The sequence below is a fragment of the Shivajiella indica genome, assembly GCF_042683085.1.
GTDB classification, from domain to species: Bacteria; Bacteroidota; Bacteroidia; order Cytophagales; family Cyclobacteriaceae; genus Shivajiella; species Shivajiella indica.
In genome coordinates, this window is the sequence record NZ_JBHUIV010000005.1 from 13,260 (window position 1) to 32,179 (window position 18,920).

Consider the following 18,920-nt stretch of genomic DNA (forward strand, 5'->3'; position numbering starts at 1 on the left):
AAAAATTATTTAAATCAAAATAACCTCTCTTCAATCAGTCCTACTCCCCCAAATACTCCACAAAATTCCTAGGGGTCTCGTAAAGGGTTAGTTTATAAAGACTTCCATGGGGAACAATTTGATTGACAGCAGGCTCAAGAATTTTCCAGAATTCCATCACCAGATTTTCACAGCTGGCCATTTTCCCTTCCATGAAAGGCACATCCATATTGAGGTTTTTATGGTCGACCTGATCGATCACCAATTTCTTAATGAGTGTACTCAATTCCTTAAGGTCAACCACGAATCCTGTATCTGGGTCAGGCAAGCCCTTGACAGTAACAATCAGTTCAAAATTATGTCCATGCCAGTTCACATTGGCGCAGGGACCGAATACTTCCTTATTTTTATCTTCAGACCATTTTGGATTCCAAAGCTTATGTGCTGCATTGAAGTGCTCTTTTCTGCAAACGTATATCATCACTCATCAAATTGTTCGCAAAAATAAGGAAAAAGATGGTAATTGGTAAAATTGATGAATTTTGTCTATTGTCAATAAAACAAAAATCCTCCGATATATTTTTCGGATAGTGAATAAATTAAAAAATGTTTTTATCAAACACCGCTGTTCAGGAAATAAACCAATCTTTTGATGTCATTTTTTTGGGTTAAATCAAGATTATAGGTATTGGCCAATTCATTGACTTTTTTATAGCCTTCCTCCCCAAAGATTTCTATAAGGTTCTTCCGTCTGCTTTTCCAAAGAAAAGGTTGACCGTCTTTATAGAGGTACAGATCCTCTGCATTTGCAAAAGTCTTGGCTCTTTGGGATCCATAAGTTGCTCCAGGATCATCAATCATCTTCTTGTATTTGTGGTTGACCAAAGTATAATCCCCATCAACCAGGACTTCAACAAAGCGGTTCTTCCCGATATTGGGAATCATATACCCCGAACGGAAAATCTGAGGATTGTTTTCAGGACTTAATATAAAACCGGAAATTTTCCCAGGTGAATATGCCAACAATTCCCTATCCATACTATAAACCAAGGTATGGTTAAAAGCATTGAATGCAATAACCAAATTGCTTGCAGTATCTTTTTCAGAGAAAATAATTTTCCCGATTTCAAATTCACTCCAGTAAGGAGTCCCTTTCACTTCAGGATAAGGATTTGCGAGGACAGGAATGCCTGTTCCCTGATCCCTCAGAACCTGCAACTGGCAAAAGGTATTATTTGTCAATCCAATAAACGTTAATAAAACCAGTAAACTTAAACTAAACTTTTTCATATTCAAATCTAAAAAAAAGAGGCTGTCTCACAAATAGGATCAGCCTCTTTTCAACTTATTTTATAGTGTTAATTACGAACCTTCTCCCTCTTCTGCTGGAGGATTCGGTCTTGTAATCCTTAACTGTACTCTTTTGTAATTTTCGCTTGGAATAATATTGGCATTCCCCTCAAGTTCCAACAACAAGTCAACAGATCCACCAACGGCTCCAGTATTCACAATTCCTACTGACAAAGTACCAAAACTGGTATTTGCAGGAATAGTTAAAGAACCGCTTACATTAAAATCTGTACCTGCTACAGCTGTTGTTCCTTCAGGAACTACCCTATAAGTGATCGTTTCGTCATTTGGCCTCTGTCTCGCTACAAGGTTCACTTGAAGGTTTACCACTCCACCTGCAACATCATTGCCAACAGTCAACCGAGGATAGTTCTGACCTGCTACGGGTGCATTTACTACAGCTGCTTGAAATTCCACTTCAGCACCCTCCCAGATAGGATAGTTTTGCTCGATACAAGAACCGAGGACAAAAACCACCACCAGTGAAAATATAGATAATATCTTTTTCATAGTCATTTTCAATTTTAGTATCCTCTGTTTTGGTTTAGATTAACATTACCATCAACTTCTCTTTGAGGGATTGGAGGAAGAATCTTAAAATCGTCGAAAGGTAAGAAATTTGAAGCTGCTAGATAAGAAGTCTTATCAATATTCCTGCCATATCTCTTCAAATCAAAGAATCTTTGACCCTCGAATGCAAACTCTTTGAATCTTTCCAATAAAATTTCTTCCAGAATTGCATCACCGGACAAGTTTACAGCTTCCAAACCTCTCAATGCTTTGAAGGCATTCAACTCTGCCAAAGCTTCTGCAGTATTTCCAAGTTGGAAGTTGGCTTCTGCTCTGTTCAAATGCATTTCAGACTTTCTGATTACAGGAATATTGTCCCCATAAGCAAAACCATTCTTACTGATAAACTTGATACACTCAATCTGACGGCCTGCGCCTCTTACAGTATTACCCGTTGTGTACAATTGACCTCTGATATCATCATTGTTGGTTACTGTCCAGTTGTTATTATTTGCTGGATCAGCTCCTTCTGCTACTAATACTTGGGATAATCCAAAGAAACCAAGTACTTGAGGAGAAGGGATAAAATCACCCCAACCTCCTTGGGCATTTTTGTTGTCAAGGTTCAATAAAGCAGTGTAAGAAGACTGAAGCGATACGTTTACACCCAAAGCCTCTGCAGCCAGCTGAATTCTAACTTCAAACATAGATTCAGGATGGATGGAAGACCTCCAACCTGCAACATAATCTTCTCCTCCTAATACAGTTCCGGCAGAAGAAGCTAAAGCAGCAGTTGAAGCAGAAACAGCAGTAGCCCAATCACCTCTGTATAAAGCAACTCTTGACAATAAGGCTTGAGCAGCCCCTACAGAAGCATATTGAGAACCTGATCTACTGGACACACCCAAGCGTTCAATGGCTGAATTAAGATCCGCATAAATTTGGTCATAATTCTGAGCAACAGTAGCACGAGGAGAATTTCTTGTAAAAGCTATATCGGAAGTGATTGACCCTTCCAAAGGCATTGGTACGCCACCTTCGTCTGTTACACCTGGCTGGTAAACAGCTGTAGGCATATATGCATAGGCTTTCACCAAATCAAAATAGTAAAGGGCTCTCAGGAATTTTGCTTCCCCTTCCCATCTTGCTAACTGTGCATTGGAAGCACCAGTTACTCCTCTTGCTATCTGATCCAAGATCAAGTTAGCTTCATTGATCGCGAAATAACTGTTTGCCCAAAATCCAGCAGTAAAGTGGGCATTTGGCTGGTTATTATTTTCCTGAATCAATCGGCCTGAATTGGAAGTAGTCCTTCCTACATCTGCAAGTGCATCAGCCATGGCTAACAAATCACGCCCATAATTAGATTCCGCTCTTAATCTCGCATAAACAGAATTCAAAGCAGCTTCCAAACCATCTGGAGTGTTCAAAGCACCATTGGCGTCAATAGACTGTCTCGGATCCACATCCAGACTACAGGAGGTAGCCAAAATACCCACTCCGAGAAGAAGTGCTATTGCGTAGTTATATATTAATTTCATCTTTTTCATTGTTTTCAATTTTAGAATCCTAACTGAACACCAATTGTATAGTTCTTAGTCAAAGGAATCTGACCTGTACCAACTCCCACGAATTCCGGATCATAGCCAGGATATTCAGAGTATGTCCATAAATTCAATCCTTGTGCATACACTCTTGCTCTGGAAAGACCTAGATTTCTAACCAAGGTAGGGTTGAAAGTATATCCAATTGTCAATTGAGCCAATCGGATAAAGTCTGCGTTCAACAAACCTGCAGTACCGAAGTTTCTTCCTTGACTTCTTACCTCATTACCGCCGTTCAAGGCTAGGTTTCTTGGGATATCTGTCATATCTCCAGGCTGTCTCCAAGATCTGTCATTCACTTCCCTTAAAGCATTCAATGTCAAACGGGTTCCGTTTTCTCTCAAGAAACTATACTGGCCATCGGAGACAACTGCACCATATTCATAAGTGAAGAAGGCAGTCAATTCAAATCCTTTGTATCTTAAAGTATTATTTAGACCACCATAAATCGGTGCTAAGCTGGAACCGAAGTAGACCCTATCAGCCGCAATTGGAAGATAAGTTCTGTTACCATTTATATCGTACCACATTGGACGACCTGTGGCAGGGTTAACTCCAGCATATTCCGCAGCGAACCAAGAACCAGGAGCCTGTGCTCCAGGGAATGGTGGGTTACCTACTGGTTGGCCGACAGCTAATCCTGGGTTTGCAGGAAGGAATTCCAAATCATCATATAATCTGACAATCTCATTCCTGATATAGGTGAAGTTGAAAGTAGTTCTCCAAGAGAATCCTCCTCTGTCAATATTGATTGTACTTAATTCAAATTCAATCCCCTTATTCATCAATTCACCCACGTTGTTAGCGATGGATTCAAAACCATTGGTCCAAAGGATAGGCTGATTCAATAACAAATCTTTTGTTCTTCTGTCAAATACATCCACACTACCTGTGATCCTGTTCCCTAAGAAACCATAATCCACACCAATGTTAATGGTTTCATTGGTTTCCCATCCCAAATCAAGGTTAGCTAAACTTGTTGGTCGGATACCTGCAGAACCTGAATAATTTCCGCCGCCACTGTACAAACCTCTTGCTGCAAAGTTTCCGATTTGGTCATTACCAGTTCTTCCCCAAGAAGCTCTCAATTTCAAGTCTGTAATTACTTCAGAATCTTTTAAGAAATCCTCCATGGCAATATTCCAACCTGCTCTCACAGAAGGAAAAAGACCGTACTGGGTATTTGCACCAAATCTGGAAGAACCGTCATAACGGGCAGTGGCAGTAAAGAGGTATTTTTCTTTGTAGTTATAATTTGCATTGGCAAAAACACCCTGTCTTCTGTAACCAGTCCAGAATCCTGAAGCAAATACTGGCTCAGCACCTGATTGGAGGTACCGGAATTGGAAAGTTGGAAAACCTATTGTCTCACCGCTCAATCCTTCTCTAGTTTCGGATACATATTCGTATCCTCCCAATACTGATAAGTTATGGACATTGTTATAGGTTTTATTCCAATTAACGGTATGGGTTGTGATGAATCTTGCCCTCCAGTCATTGGCAGAAGTTGCTCTACCTCGAACACCTGCTCCATCAGGAGTACGAGGGTCTCTATACTGTTCTTCAAGAATCAATCTGTAATCAATACCAACCAATCCTCTATAAACCAGGTTATCCATTAATTTATAAGAAGCTATGGCATTACCTACAACAGTATTGGTAGTTGATTTTCCAGAATTGTAATCATTAACCAACACCACGTTTTGTCCTAAAACACCACCGATGGAGGTATTGTAAGAACCATCTTCGTTATAAATAGGGTTGTGCGGTAATACAGCAGAAGAGGAGAATGCAGGACTACCCAAAAAAGACCCTTGAACCGCAAAAGGAGTGTTTTGGGTTACAGTGGCAAGGTTAATATTGGTCTCCAAATCCAATCTGTCGTTTGCCTTGTGTTTGATAGATGTCCTGAAGGTTCCTCTCTCAAAATCAACAGGTTTAAAAGAAGATTCCTGATAGTTATAAGAACCGGACAAAAAGAATTGGGTTTTGTCATCACCTCCTGAAACATTCAACTCATAATTTTGAAGATTTCCAGTTCCCATAACCTCTCTTTGCCAATCATAAGTCGGAAGGGCTAATCCGATGGCATCCAATTCCTCTCTGGATAATGACTGCCAATTTGCCGGTAATCTAGCCATATTGGATAAGGCATTTGCTTCCGGTAAAGTATTCCCAGAATTGATGAAAGCATCCCTTCTCATTTCATACCACTCAGCACCACCTAGCACATCCAAATATTTCATGGGTTGCGTCTGACCGGCAAAAGCATTGAATTCAAATCTTGCCTTACCGGACTTACCTTTCTTTGTAGTAATGATTACAACCCCATTAGCTGCCTGGGAACCATAAATAGCTGCAGACGCAGCGTCTTTAAGGATTTCCATAGACTCAATATCATTTGGGTTTAAGAAAGCCAGTGGGTTTGCCTGAGTAAAAGAAGCATCTGACTGGTTGTTCAACTGAACACCATCCACAATAAACAAAGGCTCGTTTCCAGCAGTAATGGAACCCACACCACGGATACGAATATTTACCGCACCACCTGGAAGACCGTTTGCTGAACGAACCTGAACACCTGATGCTCTACCTTGCAATGCCCTGTCAAAAGACTGCATAGGTAAGTTTTCGATCAGTTCACCTTTCACTGAAGATACCGCACCGGTAACTTCTCTTTTTGGCTGGGTTCCGTAACCGGTTACGATTACCTCTTCCAAACTTCTGGTATCGGGTTGCAATACCACATTAATCTGCGTTCGGTTGCCAATGTTGACCTCCTGAGTCACAGAACCCACAAAACTGAAAACAAGTGTATTGTTTTCCTGTGGGACATTCAGTGAATAATTACCGTCTAAGTCGGTAGCGGTACCTATCGTGGTACCCTTCACTATGACTGATGCACCTGGAATTGGCAATCCATCCTCTCCGGAGGTTACCGTTCCAGTCACCACACGACTTTGGGCAAATGCCGAAGCAACTGCAAAAAGAAGTGTAAGTCCTAGAAGTAAAACTTTCCTCATAATTGAAATTTTTGGTTTAACGATTTTCAATTTTATTTATTAACTTGAGATAATGCAAAACCGTTTAAAAAATTTCCACTTTAATGTTATTTTATCTATTCTTTAAAAATTTTAATATTTAAAATGATATAAAATATTATTTTGAATTTTCAATATTTATTAAAATTACTCAATATTTATACGGGTAATATTTTTGATTTAACGGAATAAAATTTTTTTTAACTTTTGTTAACAAAAAATTAAAACTACATTATTAATCATTTACCTAATTATTTAATTATTTGGTTAATTAAAATAATACAAAATAAAATTTAAAAAATATTTTTTTTAATTAATTTATATTTTACTATTTTTTATATTATTTTTTTAATATTAAAAATTAAAAGTAATTTTAGTTAAATTCTTGGTATAATTATATTTTTGCAATACTTTTAATCTTTATTTAGAAAAATAACAAAATTTAAATATGTATATGAAATAATTTATAAAATTATGTATATACATATATTTTCTTATACCTCTAACATTATTTTTAAATGTATTGTTTAAGCTATTAATGGTTAGGATAAGGTGAACCTCTCACTTCAAAAAAAATCCCTTACCTCCAGGATAGAAAGTAAGGGAAATCCTTGAACCAAATAATTGGATTTTAATACCCTCTGTTTTGATTAAGGTTACCGTTCAATTCTACTTCGCGTCTCGGGATCGGAGCCAATATTCTGAAATCTTCAAAAGCAACAAAATCATTAGGACCTAAATAAGATCTCTTATCAATATCTCTCCCATATCTCTTCAAATCGAAAAACCTTTGGCCTTCAAAAGCAAACTCTTTAAATCTCTCCAAAAGTATTTCCTCTAGAATAGTCTGACGATCCAAACTCACAGGATTATTCCCCCTTAAAGCTTTAAAAGTATTCAGCTCGACCAAAGCCTCAATTTCCCTTCCTAAATGATAAAGTGCTTCAGCTTTATTCAATAACATTTCTGATTTTCTTATGACAGGAATATTATCCCCATATCTAAACCCATTTTTTCCAATGAATTTCATACACTCAATCTGTCTTCTGGCAAATCTCTGGTTGTTACCTGTAGTGTACAGCATTGCTCTTACATCCTGATTTCTGGTAACATCCCAGTTATTATTGTCTGTAGCAGGATTCCCTATTTGAACTGGTTCCAAGCCGAATAAATCCAAGACTATAGGACTGGGAATCAAATCTCCCCACCCTCCCCGTGCATTTTTGTCTTCCAAATCCAATATGGTAGTAAAAGAAGCCTGCAAAGAAACATCTTGTCCAAGTGATTCCTCTGGAGACTGAATTCTTACCTCAAACATAGACTCCGGATTCACTGTAGCCCTCCAACCATTAATATAAGCTTCACCTGAGAGCAATTCTCCATTGCTGGAACTTAAAGCCAAATTGGATGCATTCAAGGCAGTTTGCCAGTTTCCATTGTACAAAGCCACCCGGGAAAGCAATCCCAATGCTGCACCTGCTGAGGCGAACTGAGCCCCTTGTCTGGAAGAATTTTGTAATAAGGAAACAGCCTCATTCAAATCACTGATAATCTGACTATAGTTTTGGGAAAGGGTGGCTCTCGGATATTGATTAAAATAGGCCACATCTGCTATATATATGGGGTTTAATGGCATAGGTATACCTCCCTGATCCACCACCCCTTCCTGGTAAATAGCTGTAGGAATATAGGAATAAACCTTTACGAGATCAAAAAAATACAAGGCTCTCAAAAACTTTGCCTCTCCTTCCCATCTGGACAATTCTGTTTCAGAAGCCCCAGTGACTCCTTTTTCGATTTGATCCAAAATCAAATTTAATTCAGAGATGGCAGCATAACTGTTTTGCCAAAAGCCTGAAGAAAAATGGGCATTTGGCACATTATCATTTTCCGGAACCAATCTCCCGGAATTTCCCGTTGCGTATCCCACATCGGACAAGGCATCCGACTTGGCAAACATATCCCTACCATAGTGGTCTGTAGACCTTAATCTTCCATATACAGAATTCAGGGCCTGTTCCATCCTTTGGGGATTATCCAGAGCTTCAGATGTACGGATAGTCTGTCTGGGGTCCACTTCGAGATCACAGGAAAATAACACCATTGCTACCGCCCAAAGCAGTAAAGCTTTCGTTGCTACATTTAAAAGTATTTCTCCGATCTTCTTCATAACCATTAAAAACTTAACTGGATACCAATATTATAACTTTTGTGAACCGGAATCTGACCTGTTCCAGTACCCATAAATTCAGGATCATAACCGGGATAATCGGTATACGTCCAAAGATTGATTCCCTGGGCATATATTCTTGCCTGTGACAATCCTATATTCCTTAATAGTTCAGGGTTAAAGGAATAAGCAATCTTCAATTGGGCCAATCTTATAAAATCCGATTTGAGCAGGGAAGCTGAGCCGAAGTTTCTGTTTTGACTTCGCGCCCCATCTCCCAATTGCTGGGCAAAATTCCTGGGAATATCAGTCATGTCTCCCGGCTCCCGCCAAGCCCTGTCGTTAATATCCCTCAATGCATTGAAGGTAAACACATTGGCGTTGTCCCTTAAAAAATTATACTGACCATCTGAGACAATTGCACCATATTCATAAGTGAAAAAAGTTGTCAGTTCAAATCCCTTTATTTTGAATGTATTATTGAAACCTCCGAAATAGGGAGGGAAATTAGAACCCCAATATATCCTGTCATCATTGGTAGGCAAATAGGTGTGATTTCCATTAGCATCCAGCCACATTGGCCTTCCGGTAGCAGGATTTACCCCTGCATATTCAGCCACAAACCAAGAGCCCGGAGAAAGCTCACCTGGAAAAGCCGGATTCCCAACCGGCTGGCCCACAGCCCATCTTGGATTATCAGGGATAGATTGTAGTCCATCATACAAGGCTGTCACCTCATTCTTTATATAACTAAAATTGAAAGAAGAAAACCATGAGAAAACTCCCTTTTCAAGGTTAACGGTATTGATTTCAAATTCGACACCCCTGTTTCTCAATCCTCCTATGTTCCTAAAAAATGCCTCAGAATTATTGATCCAGAGAATGGGTATATTCAAAATCAGGTCATTGGTTTTCCTGTTAAATACATCAATACTCGCTGAAATTTTCCCACTCGCCGTACCGAAATCCAGCCCTAAATTCAAAGTTTCATTGGTCTCCCATCTTAAATTGGGGTTTTCATAGGATATGGGCTGTATTCCACTTCCCCCAGCATAAGTATTACCCTGTCCATACATACCCAGTGCCCTAAAATCACCGATCTGATCATTTCCAGAAAGCCCCCAAGATGCCCTTAATCTCAATACAGACAATTTTCCGGAGCTTTTCAAAAATTCCTCATTGGCCAAATTCCAACCTAATTTTACAAAAGGAAACCATCCATATCTGAAATTTGTGCCAAACTTGGAGGATCCATCATATCTTGTTCCGGCATGAATAAGATATTTTTCAGCAATTTGATAATTTACTCCTAAAAATGCCCCTTGTCTTTTATAACCAGCCCAAAGTGTATCACTGGAAATTATATTGATTCCAGAAAGGGAATTATCCCAAGAAGGAGAGGATATGCCAGTAGCCACTGAGGACAAACCGTCCCTTTCTTCCGTTAAATATTCATATCCAACATATACCGACAGTAAGCTATTCTCTAATTTCTTTGTCCAATCCAAGGTATGATTGGTCATATATCTTTCAACAAGATACTCTGCTGCGGAATTACGCCCATTAACGGTTTCCCCGTCTGGTGTCCTAGGGTCCCTAAAACTAAATTCCTCTATGATCCGGTAATCTACGCCAACCAGACCTTTATAATTGAGGTTATTGGTTATGTTATAATTCAAAATAAAATTACCCACCGCTGCATCTGTCTTTGCCTGTCCTGAATTGTAATCTCTGACCATGGCAATATTCTGACCTGCTAATCCTCCTATATTGGTATTATAAGTCCCATCTTCGTTAAAAATTGGATTATGCCTCAAAATCAGGGATGTGGCATAGGCAGGATTACCCAAAAATGCACCATCTATAGAAAATGGAACATTCTGACCGATGGTGGCCAAATTGACATTAGCTTCAAGTCTAAGTCTTTTCTTTATGGTCTGGCTTATAGATGCCCTTACTGTACCCCTTTCAAAATCAACAGGTGAAAAAGATGAACCACTGAAGTGATAAGACCCTGACACATAATAGAGGGTATTTTTCCCACCCCCAGATGCATTCAGTTCATAGTTATGCAACATACTTTTACCCATCATTTCCTTCTGCCAATCATAGGTAGGTTGACTCAATCCTATGGCATCTAATTCTGCAGCACTCAACTGATTCCAATTTTGCGGTAAAACCCCCATATTGGACAGTGCCAAAGCCTCGGGAATAATATTTCCGGAATTCCTGTAGGCATCTCTTCTCAATTGATACCATTCCGGCCCCTCCAAAAGATCAAAATATTTTATCGGCATCGTTTCCCCTGCGTAGGCATTCAGTTCCACTCTCATTTTCCCGGTTTGGCCTTTCTTGGTAGTAACCAAAATTACTCCGTTGGCCCCCTGATTACCATAAATGGCTGTAGAAGCCGCATCTTTCAATACTTCAATAGATTCTATTTCATTGGGATTCAAAAAAGCCAAAGGGTTGGACTGTGTAAACTGTGAGTAAGAAACATTATTTATCAATATCCCATCAACTATATATAAAGGCTCATTCCCAGCATAAATTGAACCAACTCCACGGATCCTTGCGTTGATTACGCCTCCTGGAATCCCACTGGCAGCTTTTACCAAAAGCCCTGATGTTCTTCCCTGCATTGCTCTGTCAAAGGATTGGTAAGGAATATTTTCTATCAAATCACCGGTCACTTTCGATCTGGCATCATCCTTTTGTGGATCCTGAACTTCTTCCTCCTCCTCATCAATAACCTCTTTCACCGTTATTAATTCTTCTTCCTTGATTTCAGGTAAAGGAGTAAGGTAAACATCCATTAAATCCTCAGAACCAAATATCACTTCCTCAGTCTGATATCCTATATAACTATATACAAGGGTAAAGTCTTCCTGATTGACGTTAAGCACATACCTACCGTTTAAATCTGATAAAGTTCCAATGGTGGTACCCCTCAAAATTATGGAGGCACCGGAAATGGGTTGATTGGTTTTTTTTGAAAAAACCTGCCCGCTTACAATTCTACTCTGGGCATTTGTTGTGGCCGTAGAAATAAACAATAAACAGGCGATCAAAGATAAAAATACCTTCATATCGGGTCTATTTGATTTAATAAATGTAATTCTCTAATTGAACCCTGAGATTCTTTTTTTTTATGTAGCTATCAGGTAAAATTAAGTTGCAGCACATTTCACCTGGCCTAAAATTATAAAAAAAATATTTAAATAAAATATTATTAAATAAAATTTGTTATTTTCAAAATAAGACAGTTGTGAAAAAATCATATTCTACTAAAAACAAAATTTTATTTCAAACAGATTTTTTTTAATTTCAAATACAGATTTTCCTTTTTTGACCTCAAATCAGGATGAATTATAATGGCTGAGCCTAATAAAAATATTTTTTAAAAAAAATTGCACCTAAATGATAAAATACCATAAAAATCTGGAATATCGTTGGATTTCAAAAACACACAGCAATTTTACTTATCTAAGAAATCAGCCCAAAAATTCTTTCCAATTAAAGAATGGTAATCGTAATCCTTCTATTTAGCGCCCTGTTTTCAGGAGTATCATTTGGTCGGATAGGCTCCTTATCTCCCATTCCAACAGAAAGCATCCTATCTTCTTTTATCCCTTTTAAAAGTAAATATTTCTTCACACTTTCTGCCCTCCTCTGACTTAGGCTTTGATTGTATGTATTGGACCCCACATTGTCAGTATGGCCGGAAATAAGAATTTTCACATTTTTATTGACAATCAAAAAATCATACAGCCTTACCAAAGAACTCATAGATTCCCGTTTCAACTCATCTTTGTCAAAATCAAAAAATATGTTTTCAAAAATGAACGCTTCCCCTGTTGCAATTGGGGTCAAAGCAATTTCAAGGTTTTCCTTATTTTTAAGGCTGTCCCTTTCAACATTATAAATCTTTGGCAGATACCCTTCTTTTTCCACATAAAGTCCTGAGAAAGATTTGTCAGGATAGATCATCATAAAATCCCCACTTTTCCCATCTGATCTAAACTGATACAAGGTACTGTCATTACTTAGGCTTACTAAAGACAACCTGGCATCAATGGGCTGACCGGTTTTACTGTTTAACACCTTTCCTTGGGTAACCACTAATTTCTCCCCTATTTCAATTTCTTCAGGAAATTTAAAACGGTACAAAAAGGAATTTTCAACCTTTCCTTCTTTGAAAATACTTTCTGTGTAATAAGCATAATCTCTCTGAGCGGTAATGAAAAGAGAGAACTGATCACGTTGATCATTGATAGGATAACCTAAATTTTCAGGCTCTGTGAATTCACCGTTTTCAACCCTGGATACAAAAAGATCCATCCCACCAAATCCCCTATGCCCATTGGAAGCGAAAAATAAAATTTCATTATTGAAATAAATAAAAGGTGAAACTTCGTCTTTTGGGCTATTGATGATTGACCCTAAGTTTTTGGCATCAGACCATGTTCCATCAGGCATTCTAAGGGTATACCAAATATCATTACCCCCATATCCTCCTTTTCTGTCTGATGAAAAAAACAAAATCCTACCATCAGCAGAAAGGGATGGCTGCGAATCCCAATTCCTGGAATTGACGTTTTTACCCATATTTTCAGACCTTCGCCACTCTCCATTGACTCTATATGCGATATACAGGTCACAACTCCCAAAAGAATCAGGTGCATCGCAGGAGGTATAAATCAATATATTTCCGTCTGCAGAAATGGTACAGGTACCTTCGTTATAAGAGGTGTTGATAATTTTTGAAATACCTTCCGGTTTGGTCCAGCTTTCCTCATCATCACGTAAATAACTTACAAAAATATCCTCTGTTTGATAGTTTTCGGTTCCATCCCTTTTGGTAAAAAGTAATTTTCTGCTGTCTGCTGTCAATACCGGGAAATATTGCAGCTTGTATCCATTGATAGGATCCGGTAATTTTTCTTTAAGAAATACAATTTCTCTTTTAAGCTGTTCAGACAAAAAAGTCATTTGTTCAGTCATTTCCCGGTATTCCAAAGTCCTTTTGAAATCAGCAGACAAAATAGGATCCAGTTCTTTGAATTTAGTGAGTGATTCATTAAACCTTCCTTGAGCCAGATAAATGTTCAATTTAAGCCAACCAAATTCTGATTTTACCTTATTGCTTGCTTTGGCAGATCTTGCTTCCCCTCTTTCCACTACTTTTAGGGCTTCTTCAGGATTGCCCTTTGTGAGCAGAATACGTCCCCATTTGATGTACGACTCCAGAAAACCCGCCTCCCTATTGATAGAGGCTTTGTATTTTTCAATAGCCTCATCGTACATCCTCTTTTTCACCAATTCATCTCCCTCCTGATGGAGTTTTATAGCCCTGCTATCAATAATAGAATATTCCTGGGCAAAGCCTTGTGCAGCAACTAACAATAAAATAAAAGCAAGGAGGGCGATTCTCATGGGTTTATGGTATGTCCATAAATTTATGGGTTTGAAGTGAAATTTTCCAATCAGGATTGGATTTTACATATTCTACAATGGAATCCATATACAATTTTGCTTTGCTCCATTCCGGTTGAATTGATTTTACACAGGTTTCCTGCACTAATGAAGCATGTTTTTCAGCAAATTCAAAATCAGATTTATGGAAAATAACCACTTTCAATTCATCTGCCTTTTTATAAATGGACGGATGCGGTGCTTTAAACTTTTTCGGAGAGAAGCAAACCCAATCGAAATCGCCCGAAAAAGGATGTGCTCCAGAGGTTTCTATATGGATCGCAAAACCATTCTCTTTTAGAAGGGCTGTCAAAGGATTTAAATTATACATCAAAGGTTCTCCACCGGTAATTACCACCATTCTACCAGGATATTCCAAAGCCCCTTCCACAATTTCTTCAATTGGAATTACCGGCCACTTTCCTGCTTCCCAGGATTCTTTGACGTCACACCAAACACATCCCACATCACAACCACCCAATCTGATAAAATATGCAGGCACTCCTGAATATACTCCTTCACCTTGTATGGTGTAGAAAGCTTCCATCAAAGGAAGCATCAATCCTTCTTTAACTCCTTTTGTCTTGTCCATTTAAATTTTTGGTAAAGCGGGTTATTGAACCGCTGAGTTTTTTGGACTGCAAAGGTAAGCCAAAATCATACAGTAAACAATTCAGACCGAATACCTCATCCTATAAATCAAAAAGCCCTCTATTATTTAGAGGGCTCTTCATTGAATTTTTTGTTTCTTACTTTTCGGCCATCACTTTTTTGATATAGGCTACACTTTGCGGGATCTGCTGAACAGATCTGGAGGACTCATCTTCAATAATCAGATATTTCGTCCCTACTTTCTGCGCTTGTTTGATCAATCCATGAATATCTATATCCCCTGTCCCAAGAACTACATTCGTTTCAACATCTCCTTTTCCATCATCACTTCCCGGTGTACCAATTGCCCTGTCTTTTAGATGCAGCAAAGGAAATTTCTTTGGATATTTCTTCATAATGGCCAAAGGATCTCCTCCACCCATTTGTACCCAAAAAACATCCATGTTGAAATCATAATTCTTGGCATTTTTTAACATTTCATCGAAAAGCGTTCCATTACCATGAGACTTGAATTCATATCCATGTGGGTGATAGCAAAGCGTGATACCTGCATCTTTTAGGATTTTCCCTGCCTCATTGAACACTTTAATAGCTTCTTGGGTCTCTTTGATACTGAATTGACCATTGGTATGGGGTATCCAGAAACATGTGGCGTACTTAGCCCCGTATGCTTTGGCATTGTCAATTATTTCCTGTGGGTTTTCCTGTAGCTGTTTAAAATCTGCTCCTACGGCAATTACTGAAAGACCTAATCCGGAAATGAATTTCTTGTACTCCTCCAGTTCCATGCCATAAGTCCCTCCTCCTTCAAGGTATTTGATTCCCCAATCTGCCACAAGTTGATGGCTGCCTTTCACATCATCTTTCATTTCATTCCTCAAACTATACAGTTGGAGTGCAATTTCCTGGGCCTGAAGATTGGCAGTAATCAGAATCAAAATGGCCAGTAACATGTGTTTAATATTTATTTTCATAGGTCATTTAGGGTTTTAATGGAAATATAAGCATAATCAAAATATCAATAATCAATAATTTTTACCAATGGTATTATAGAAACTGAAAATTTTCTGATATTATGTTTCGAATTAGAACAAATCTTTAAATTCTCCATGAATACCAGCCGAAGACGATTTCTCAAACAAACCGCAATAACAGGAATAGCTATGAGCCTTCAACCCGATTTATCATTTGCATGGAATGCCGACACCATCATTGGTCATGGTGATTTTAGATATAAAGTAGACACAAAATGGGGAAATCTTGATCCCGCCAAGTATCCTGTAATCAATTGCCATGAAATGGTGATGGATAAAAAGGGGAGATTGTTTATGGTAACGGATGAACCAAAAAACAATATTATTGTATACAGTCAGGATGGAAAGCTTTTAGATTCATGGACTTTAGGAATGACTGCTGCCCATGGACTGTCCCTTGTAGATGAAGGGGGGGAAGAGTTCCTTTGGATTGTTGACAATGGCGGAAGAGTCGTCAAAACAGATCTAAAAGGAAAAGTAATCACAGAGATAAAGTCTCCCCTGAAAGAAGGGATATATTCAGAGGGAATGAGGTACACGCCAACAGAAACGGCAATCGCAAAGAATGGAGACCTATATGTGGCCGATGGATATGGCTCTCAATTTTTCCTTCAATACGATCGTGATGGAAATTTTATCCGAAAATTTGGCGGGGATGGACATGGCGATGCCCAGTTTAAGACCGCACATGGAATAGCAGTAGACTATAGAAGTGAGGGAAAACCTACATTGCTATGTACTTCCAGGGGACACAATTCCTTTAAAAGGTTTTCTATGGAAGGAGAGTATTTAGAAACTATCTTCTTGCCCGGTGCTTTTGTCTGCCGCCCAGTCATTCATGAAAAAAACCTTTATGCTGGGGTTTGCTGGTCCAGGGCAAAATACCTGGAACAAATGGATAACTCAGGTTTTGTAACCATTTTGAATGAACACAACAAGGTGGTTTCCAACCCGGGAGGAACCGAGCCAAAATACATTGATGGAGAACTTCAATTGATGATTCAGAAAGAACCTGTTTTCAAACACTGCCATGATGTTTGTATCGATCAGGATGAAAACATTTATGTCTGTCAATGGAATGCTTCAAAAACTTATCCAATCAAATTATCAAGGGTGTAGACGAATACACCCTTAATAATTGATTTTCACCTCTTTGACTTTAGTAGGCAACCAAACCTGCATTTCATTCTGACCTCTGTTAGCCCAGGTGTAGTAGGGTATGGCTGTTATGGTTTTAGTTTCCGAAACAATACCTTCTCCATTAGGAGAGGGTGTTAAAATAGAAGCTTCAGTAGTTATAGCCATCACTTTTTCATTCAGGACTTTATGTTCCACCACCTCAAATTTCGAAAGGTCCGGCAGAAGGATATTCCATGCTTTCCCTTCATTATCAGACCCTTCAACACAATAAACCAAAGGCCCCCTTTGCAAAGCAACCCTGTCTTTATTTGCTGCTAATTCCTTTCTAGCTACCACTTTTCTAACTTCCATTGGCAAGTAATATTCAATTCTGTCTCCCTTTTTCCATTTGCGATCAATGGTAATATATCCGTTCTCTTCTGTATACTTTACCTCTTTTCCATTCAATGAGACTTTATAGAAGGAAGAACTCTTCGCCTCAAACCTATAAAGGCCTCCAGGAACAGGTTCTTCATTGGCCCATCCGGGAAGTCTCAGTTTTAAGGCATATTGAACAGGTTTTTCAGGATTCACGGTAATGGAAATATCCCCGTTCAATGGATACTTTGTCTCCATTATAATCGGAACATCCACCTTTCCCATTTGAATAATTGTTTCACTACCGATAAAAAGATTGATCCAAATGGCATTATCTGATTTTGCATAGATGTAGTTCCCCACAGACGCCACTAATCTTGAAATATTAGATGGGCAACAGGCAGTGCCAAACCAGGCTCTCCTAAAGTGCTGACCCGAGGATGCCAATGGATTGCCATAAAAGAACCTATCCCCCTGTAGACTCAATCCATCCAATGCTGCATTGTATAAGCTCCTTTCCAAAACGTCAATATATTTTGATTCCCCCTCTAAAGCATTCATCCTCTGATTCCAAAAAACCATCCCTACAGAAGCGCAGGTCTCACTGTAGGCCGTTTCGTTAGGAAGGTCATAATCTACCGAAAAACCTTCATTGCTTCCGGAAGAACCTATGCCGCCTGTAATGTACATATTTCTGAAAACCACATCCTCCCAAACATTTTTCATGGCATTCATATAGCCATCATCTCTTTTTGCCACAGCCACATCAGCTGCCCCTGTATAGAGGTACATGGCCCTTACCGCATGGCCTGTAATTTCTTTCTGTTCTTTCACCGGTACATCGTCCTGTGCATATTTTGCTCCCCAATTTGGATTATCCCATATAGCCCCTACACCATACCCACGACCTCTTTGTTCCAAAAACCAATCCGATAATTCAAGGTATTTTTCCTCCTCTGTAACTTTATACAATTTGACCAAAGCCAATTCTATTTCCTCATGGCCAACCACCCAAGGAATATTTTTTTGTCTAAAAGTCTCATCAATATGGTCAGCCATTCTAATGCCAACATCCAACAATTTTCTCTTTCCTGTGGTCTGATAATAGGCTACGCCAGCTTCAATCAGGTGACCTGCGCAATAGGCTTCATGCTTATCCATATCTGTCCACCTATTTTCCAAACCGGTCAATGAATAATAGGTATTGATATACCCATCAGGCTCCTGAGCAGCTGCTATTTTATCTATCCATTCATCTGCCTTTTGTTCCAATCCTGCATCCGACCTGTTTTTCAAAGAATAAGCTATTGCCTCCAGTGCTTTGTACACATCACTGTCATCATAATAAATCCCCTCATGTTTTTCATTTTTCCCCCGGGCAACTTTTTCAAAATTCCGAATCCTACCGGTCTCAACTTCTGTCTGCTGTATACAAACCTGAAGGGCCGATGTGGCGACCTTTTCTAATTTGGGTTTCCAAAATTCATCCTTGATGATGACTTCAGAATAACTAATGGGTTCCAATTTGGTGAATCCTGATTGCCCATTTGAGGAAAATGCCAGGGCAAAAAACATTAGGGTAATTATAGTTTTATTCTTCATGGTCATTGGGTAAGTATAACATCCAACTCGAATGCAAAGGGTCTAAAAT

Annotated in this window: 12 protein-coding genes; 1 reads left to right on the plus strand and 11 read right to left on the minus strand. The window is 38.9% G+C overall.

The features are described from left to right. Positions 1 to 40: 40 nt before the first annotated feature. The 10 genes from ACFSKV_RS02225 to ACFSKV_RS02270 form a co-directional block, all read right to left on the minus strand. A complete protein-coding gene (locus ACFSKV_RS02225) occupies positions 41 to 460 on the minus strand; it encodes a 6-pyruvoyl trahydropterin synthase family protein (RefSeq protein WP_380800035.1) in 420 nt (139 codons plus the stop codon). Between the two features lie 134 nt (positions 461 to 594). After that, entirely contained in the window at positions 595 to 1,269 is a 675-nt protein-coding gene (locus ACFSKV_RS02230) for a hypothetical protein (protein WP_380800038.1), read from the minus strand. Between the two features lie 72 nt (positions 1,270 to 1,341). After that, entirely contained in the window at positions 1,342 to 1,839 is a 498-nt protein-coding gene (locus tag ACFSKV_RS02235; protein ID WP_380800040.1) for a DUF4843 domain-containing protein, read from the minus strand. 14 nt (positions 1,840 to 1,853) lie between these two features. After that, positions 1,854 to 3,380, minus strand: coding sequence for a RagB/SusD family nutrient uptake outer membrane protein (locus ACFSKV_RS02240; RefSeq protein ID WP_380800041.1), 1,527 nt, complete (start codon positions 3,378 to 3,380; stop codon positions 1,854 to 1,856). Between the two features lie 20 nt (positions 3,381 to 3,400). Beyond that, complete coding sequence (locus tag ACFSKV_RS02245) at positions 3,401 to 6,463, minus strand: SusC/RagA family TonB-linked outer membrane protein (RefSeq protein ID WP_380800042.1); 3,063 nt, start codon at positions 6,461 to 6,463, stop codon at positions 3,401 to 3,403. A gap of 649 nt (positions 6,464 to 7,112) precedes the next feature. Further along, positions 7,113 to 8,651, minus strand: coding sequence for a RagB/SusD family nutrient uptake outer membrane protein (locus ACFSKV_RS02250; RefSeq protein WP_380800043.1), 1,539 nt, complete (start codon positions 8,649 to 8,651; stop codon positions 7,113 to 7,115). A gap of 5 nt (positions 8,652 to 8,656) precedes the next feature. Beyond that, positions 8,657 to 11,740: a SusC/RagA family TonB-linked outer membrane protein gene (locus ACFSKV_RS02255; protein WP_380800045.1), complete on the minus strand. Its 3,084-nt coding sequence runs from the start codon at positions 11,738 to 11,740 to the stop codon at positions 8,657 to 8,659. A 427-nt stretch (positions 11,741 to 12,167) separates the two neighbouring features. Further along, positions 12,168 to 14,087 (minus strand): OmpA family protein, encoded by a 1,920-nt coding sequence (locus ACFSKV_RS02260; RefSeq protein ID WP_380800047.1) that lies wholly within the window; start codon positions 14,085 to 14,087, stop codon positions 12,168 to 12,170. A 4-nt stretch (positions 14,088 to 14,091) separates the two neighbouring features. Next, the gene (locus ACFSKV_RS02265) at positions 14,092 to 14,718 is read right to left on the minus strand and encodes a 7-carboxy-7-deazaguanine synthase QueE (RefSeq protein ID WP_380800048.1); all 627 of its coding nucleotides are present in this window, start codon (positions 14,716 to 14,718) and stop codon (positions 14,092 to 14,094) included. 157 nt (positions 14,719 to 14,875) lie between these two features. Further along, positions 14,876 to 15,712 carry a sugar phosphate isomerase/epimerase family protein gene (locus ACFSKV_RS02270; RefSeq protein WP_380800050.1) on the minus strand — a complete coding sequence of 279 codons (837 nt, stop codon included), beginning with the start codon at positions 15,710 to 15,712 and terminating at the stop codon, positions 14,876 to 14,878. Between the two features lie 135 nt (positions 15,713 to 15,847). Between ACFSKV_RS02270 and ACFSKV_RS02275 the strand changes: the two genes are divergently transcribed. Further along, entirely contained in the window at positions 15,848 to 16,891 is a 1,044-nt protein-coding gene (locus ACFSKV_RS02275) for a twin-arginine translocation signal domain-containing protein (RefSeq protein WP_380800052.1), read from the plus strand. A 12-nt stretch (positions 16,892 to 16,903) separates the two neighbouring features. Here ACFSKV_RS02275 and ACFSKV_RS02280 read toward each other — a convergent pair whose 3' ends face one another. Then, positions 16,904 to 18,871, minus strand: a complete 1,968-nt coding sequence (locus ACFSKV_RS02280) for a glycoside hydrolase family 127 protein (RefSeq protein ID WP_380800053.1) — start codon at positions 18,869 to 18,871, stop codon at positions 16,904 to 16,906. Between the last annotated feature and the right edge of the window lie 49 nt (positions 18,872 to 18,920).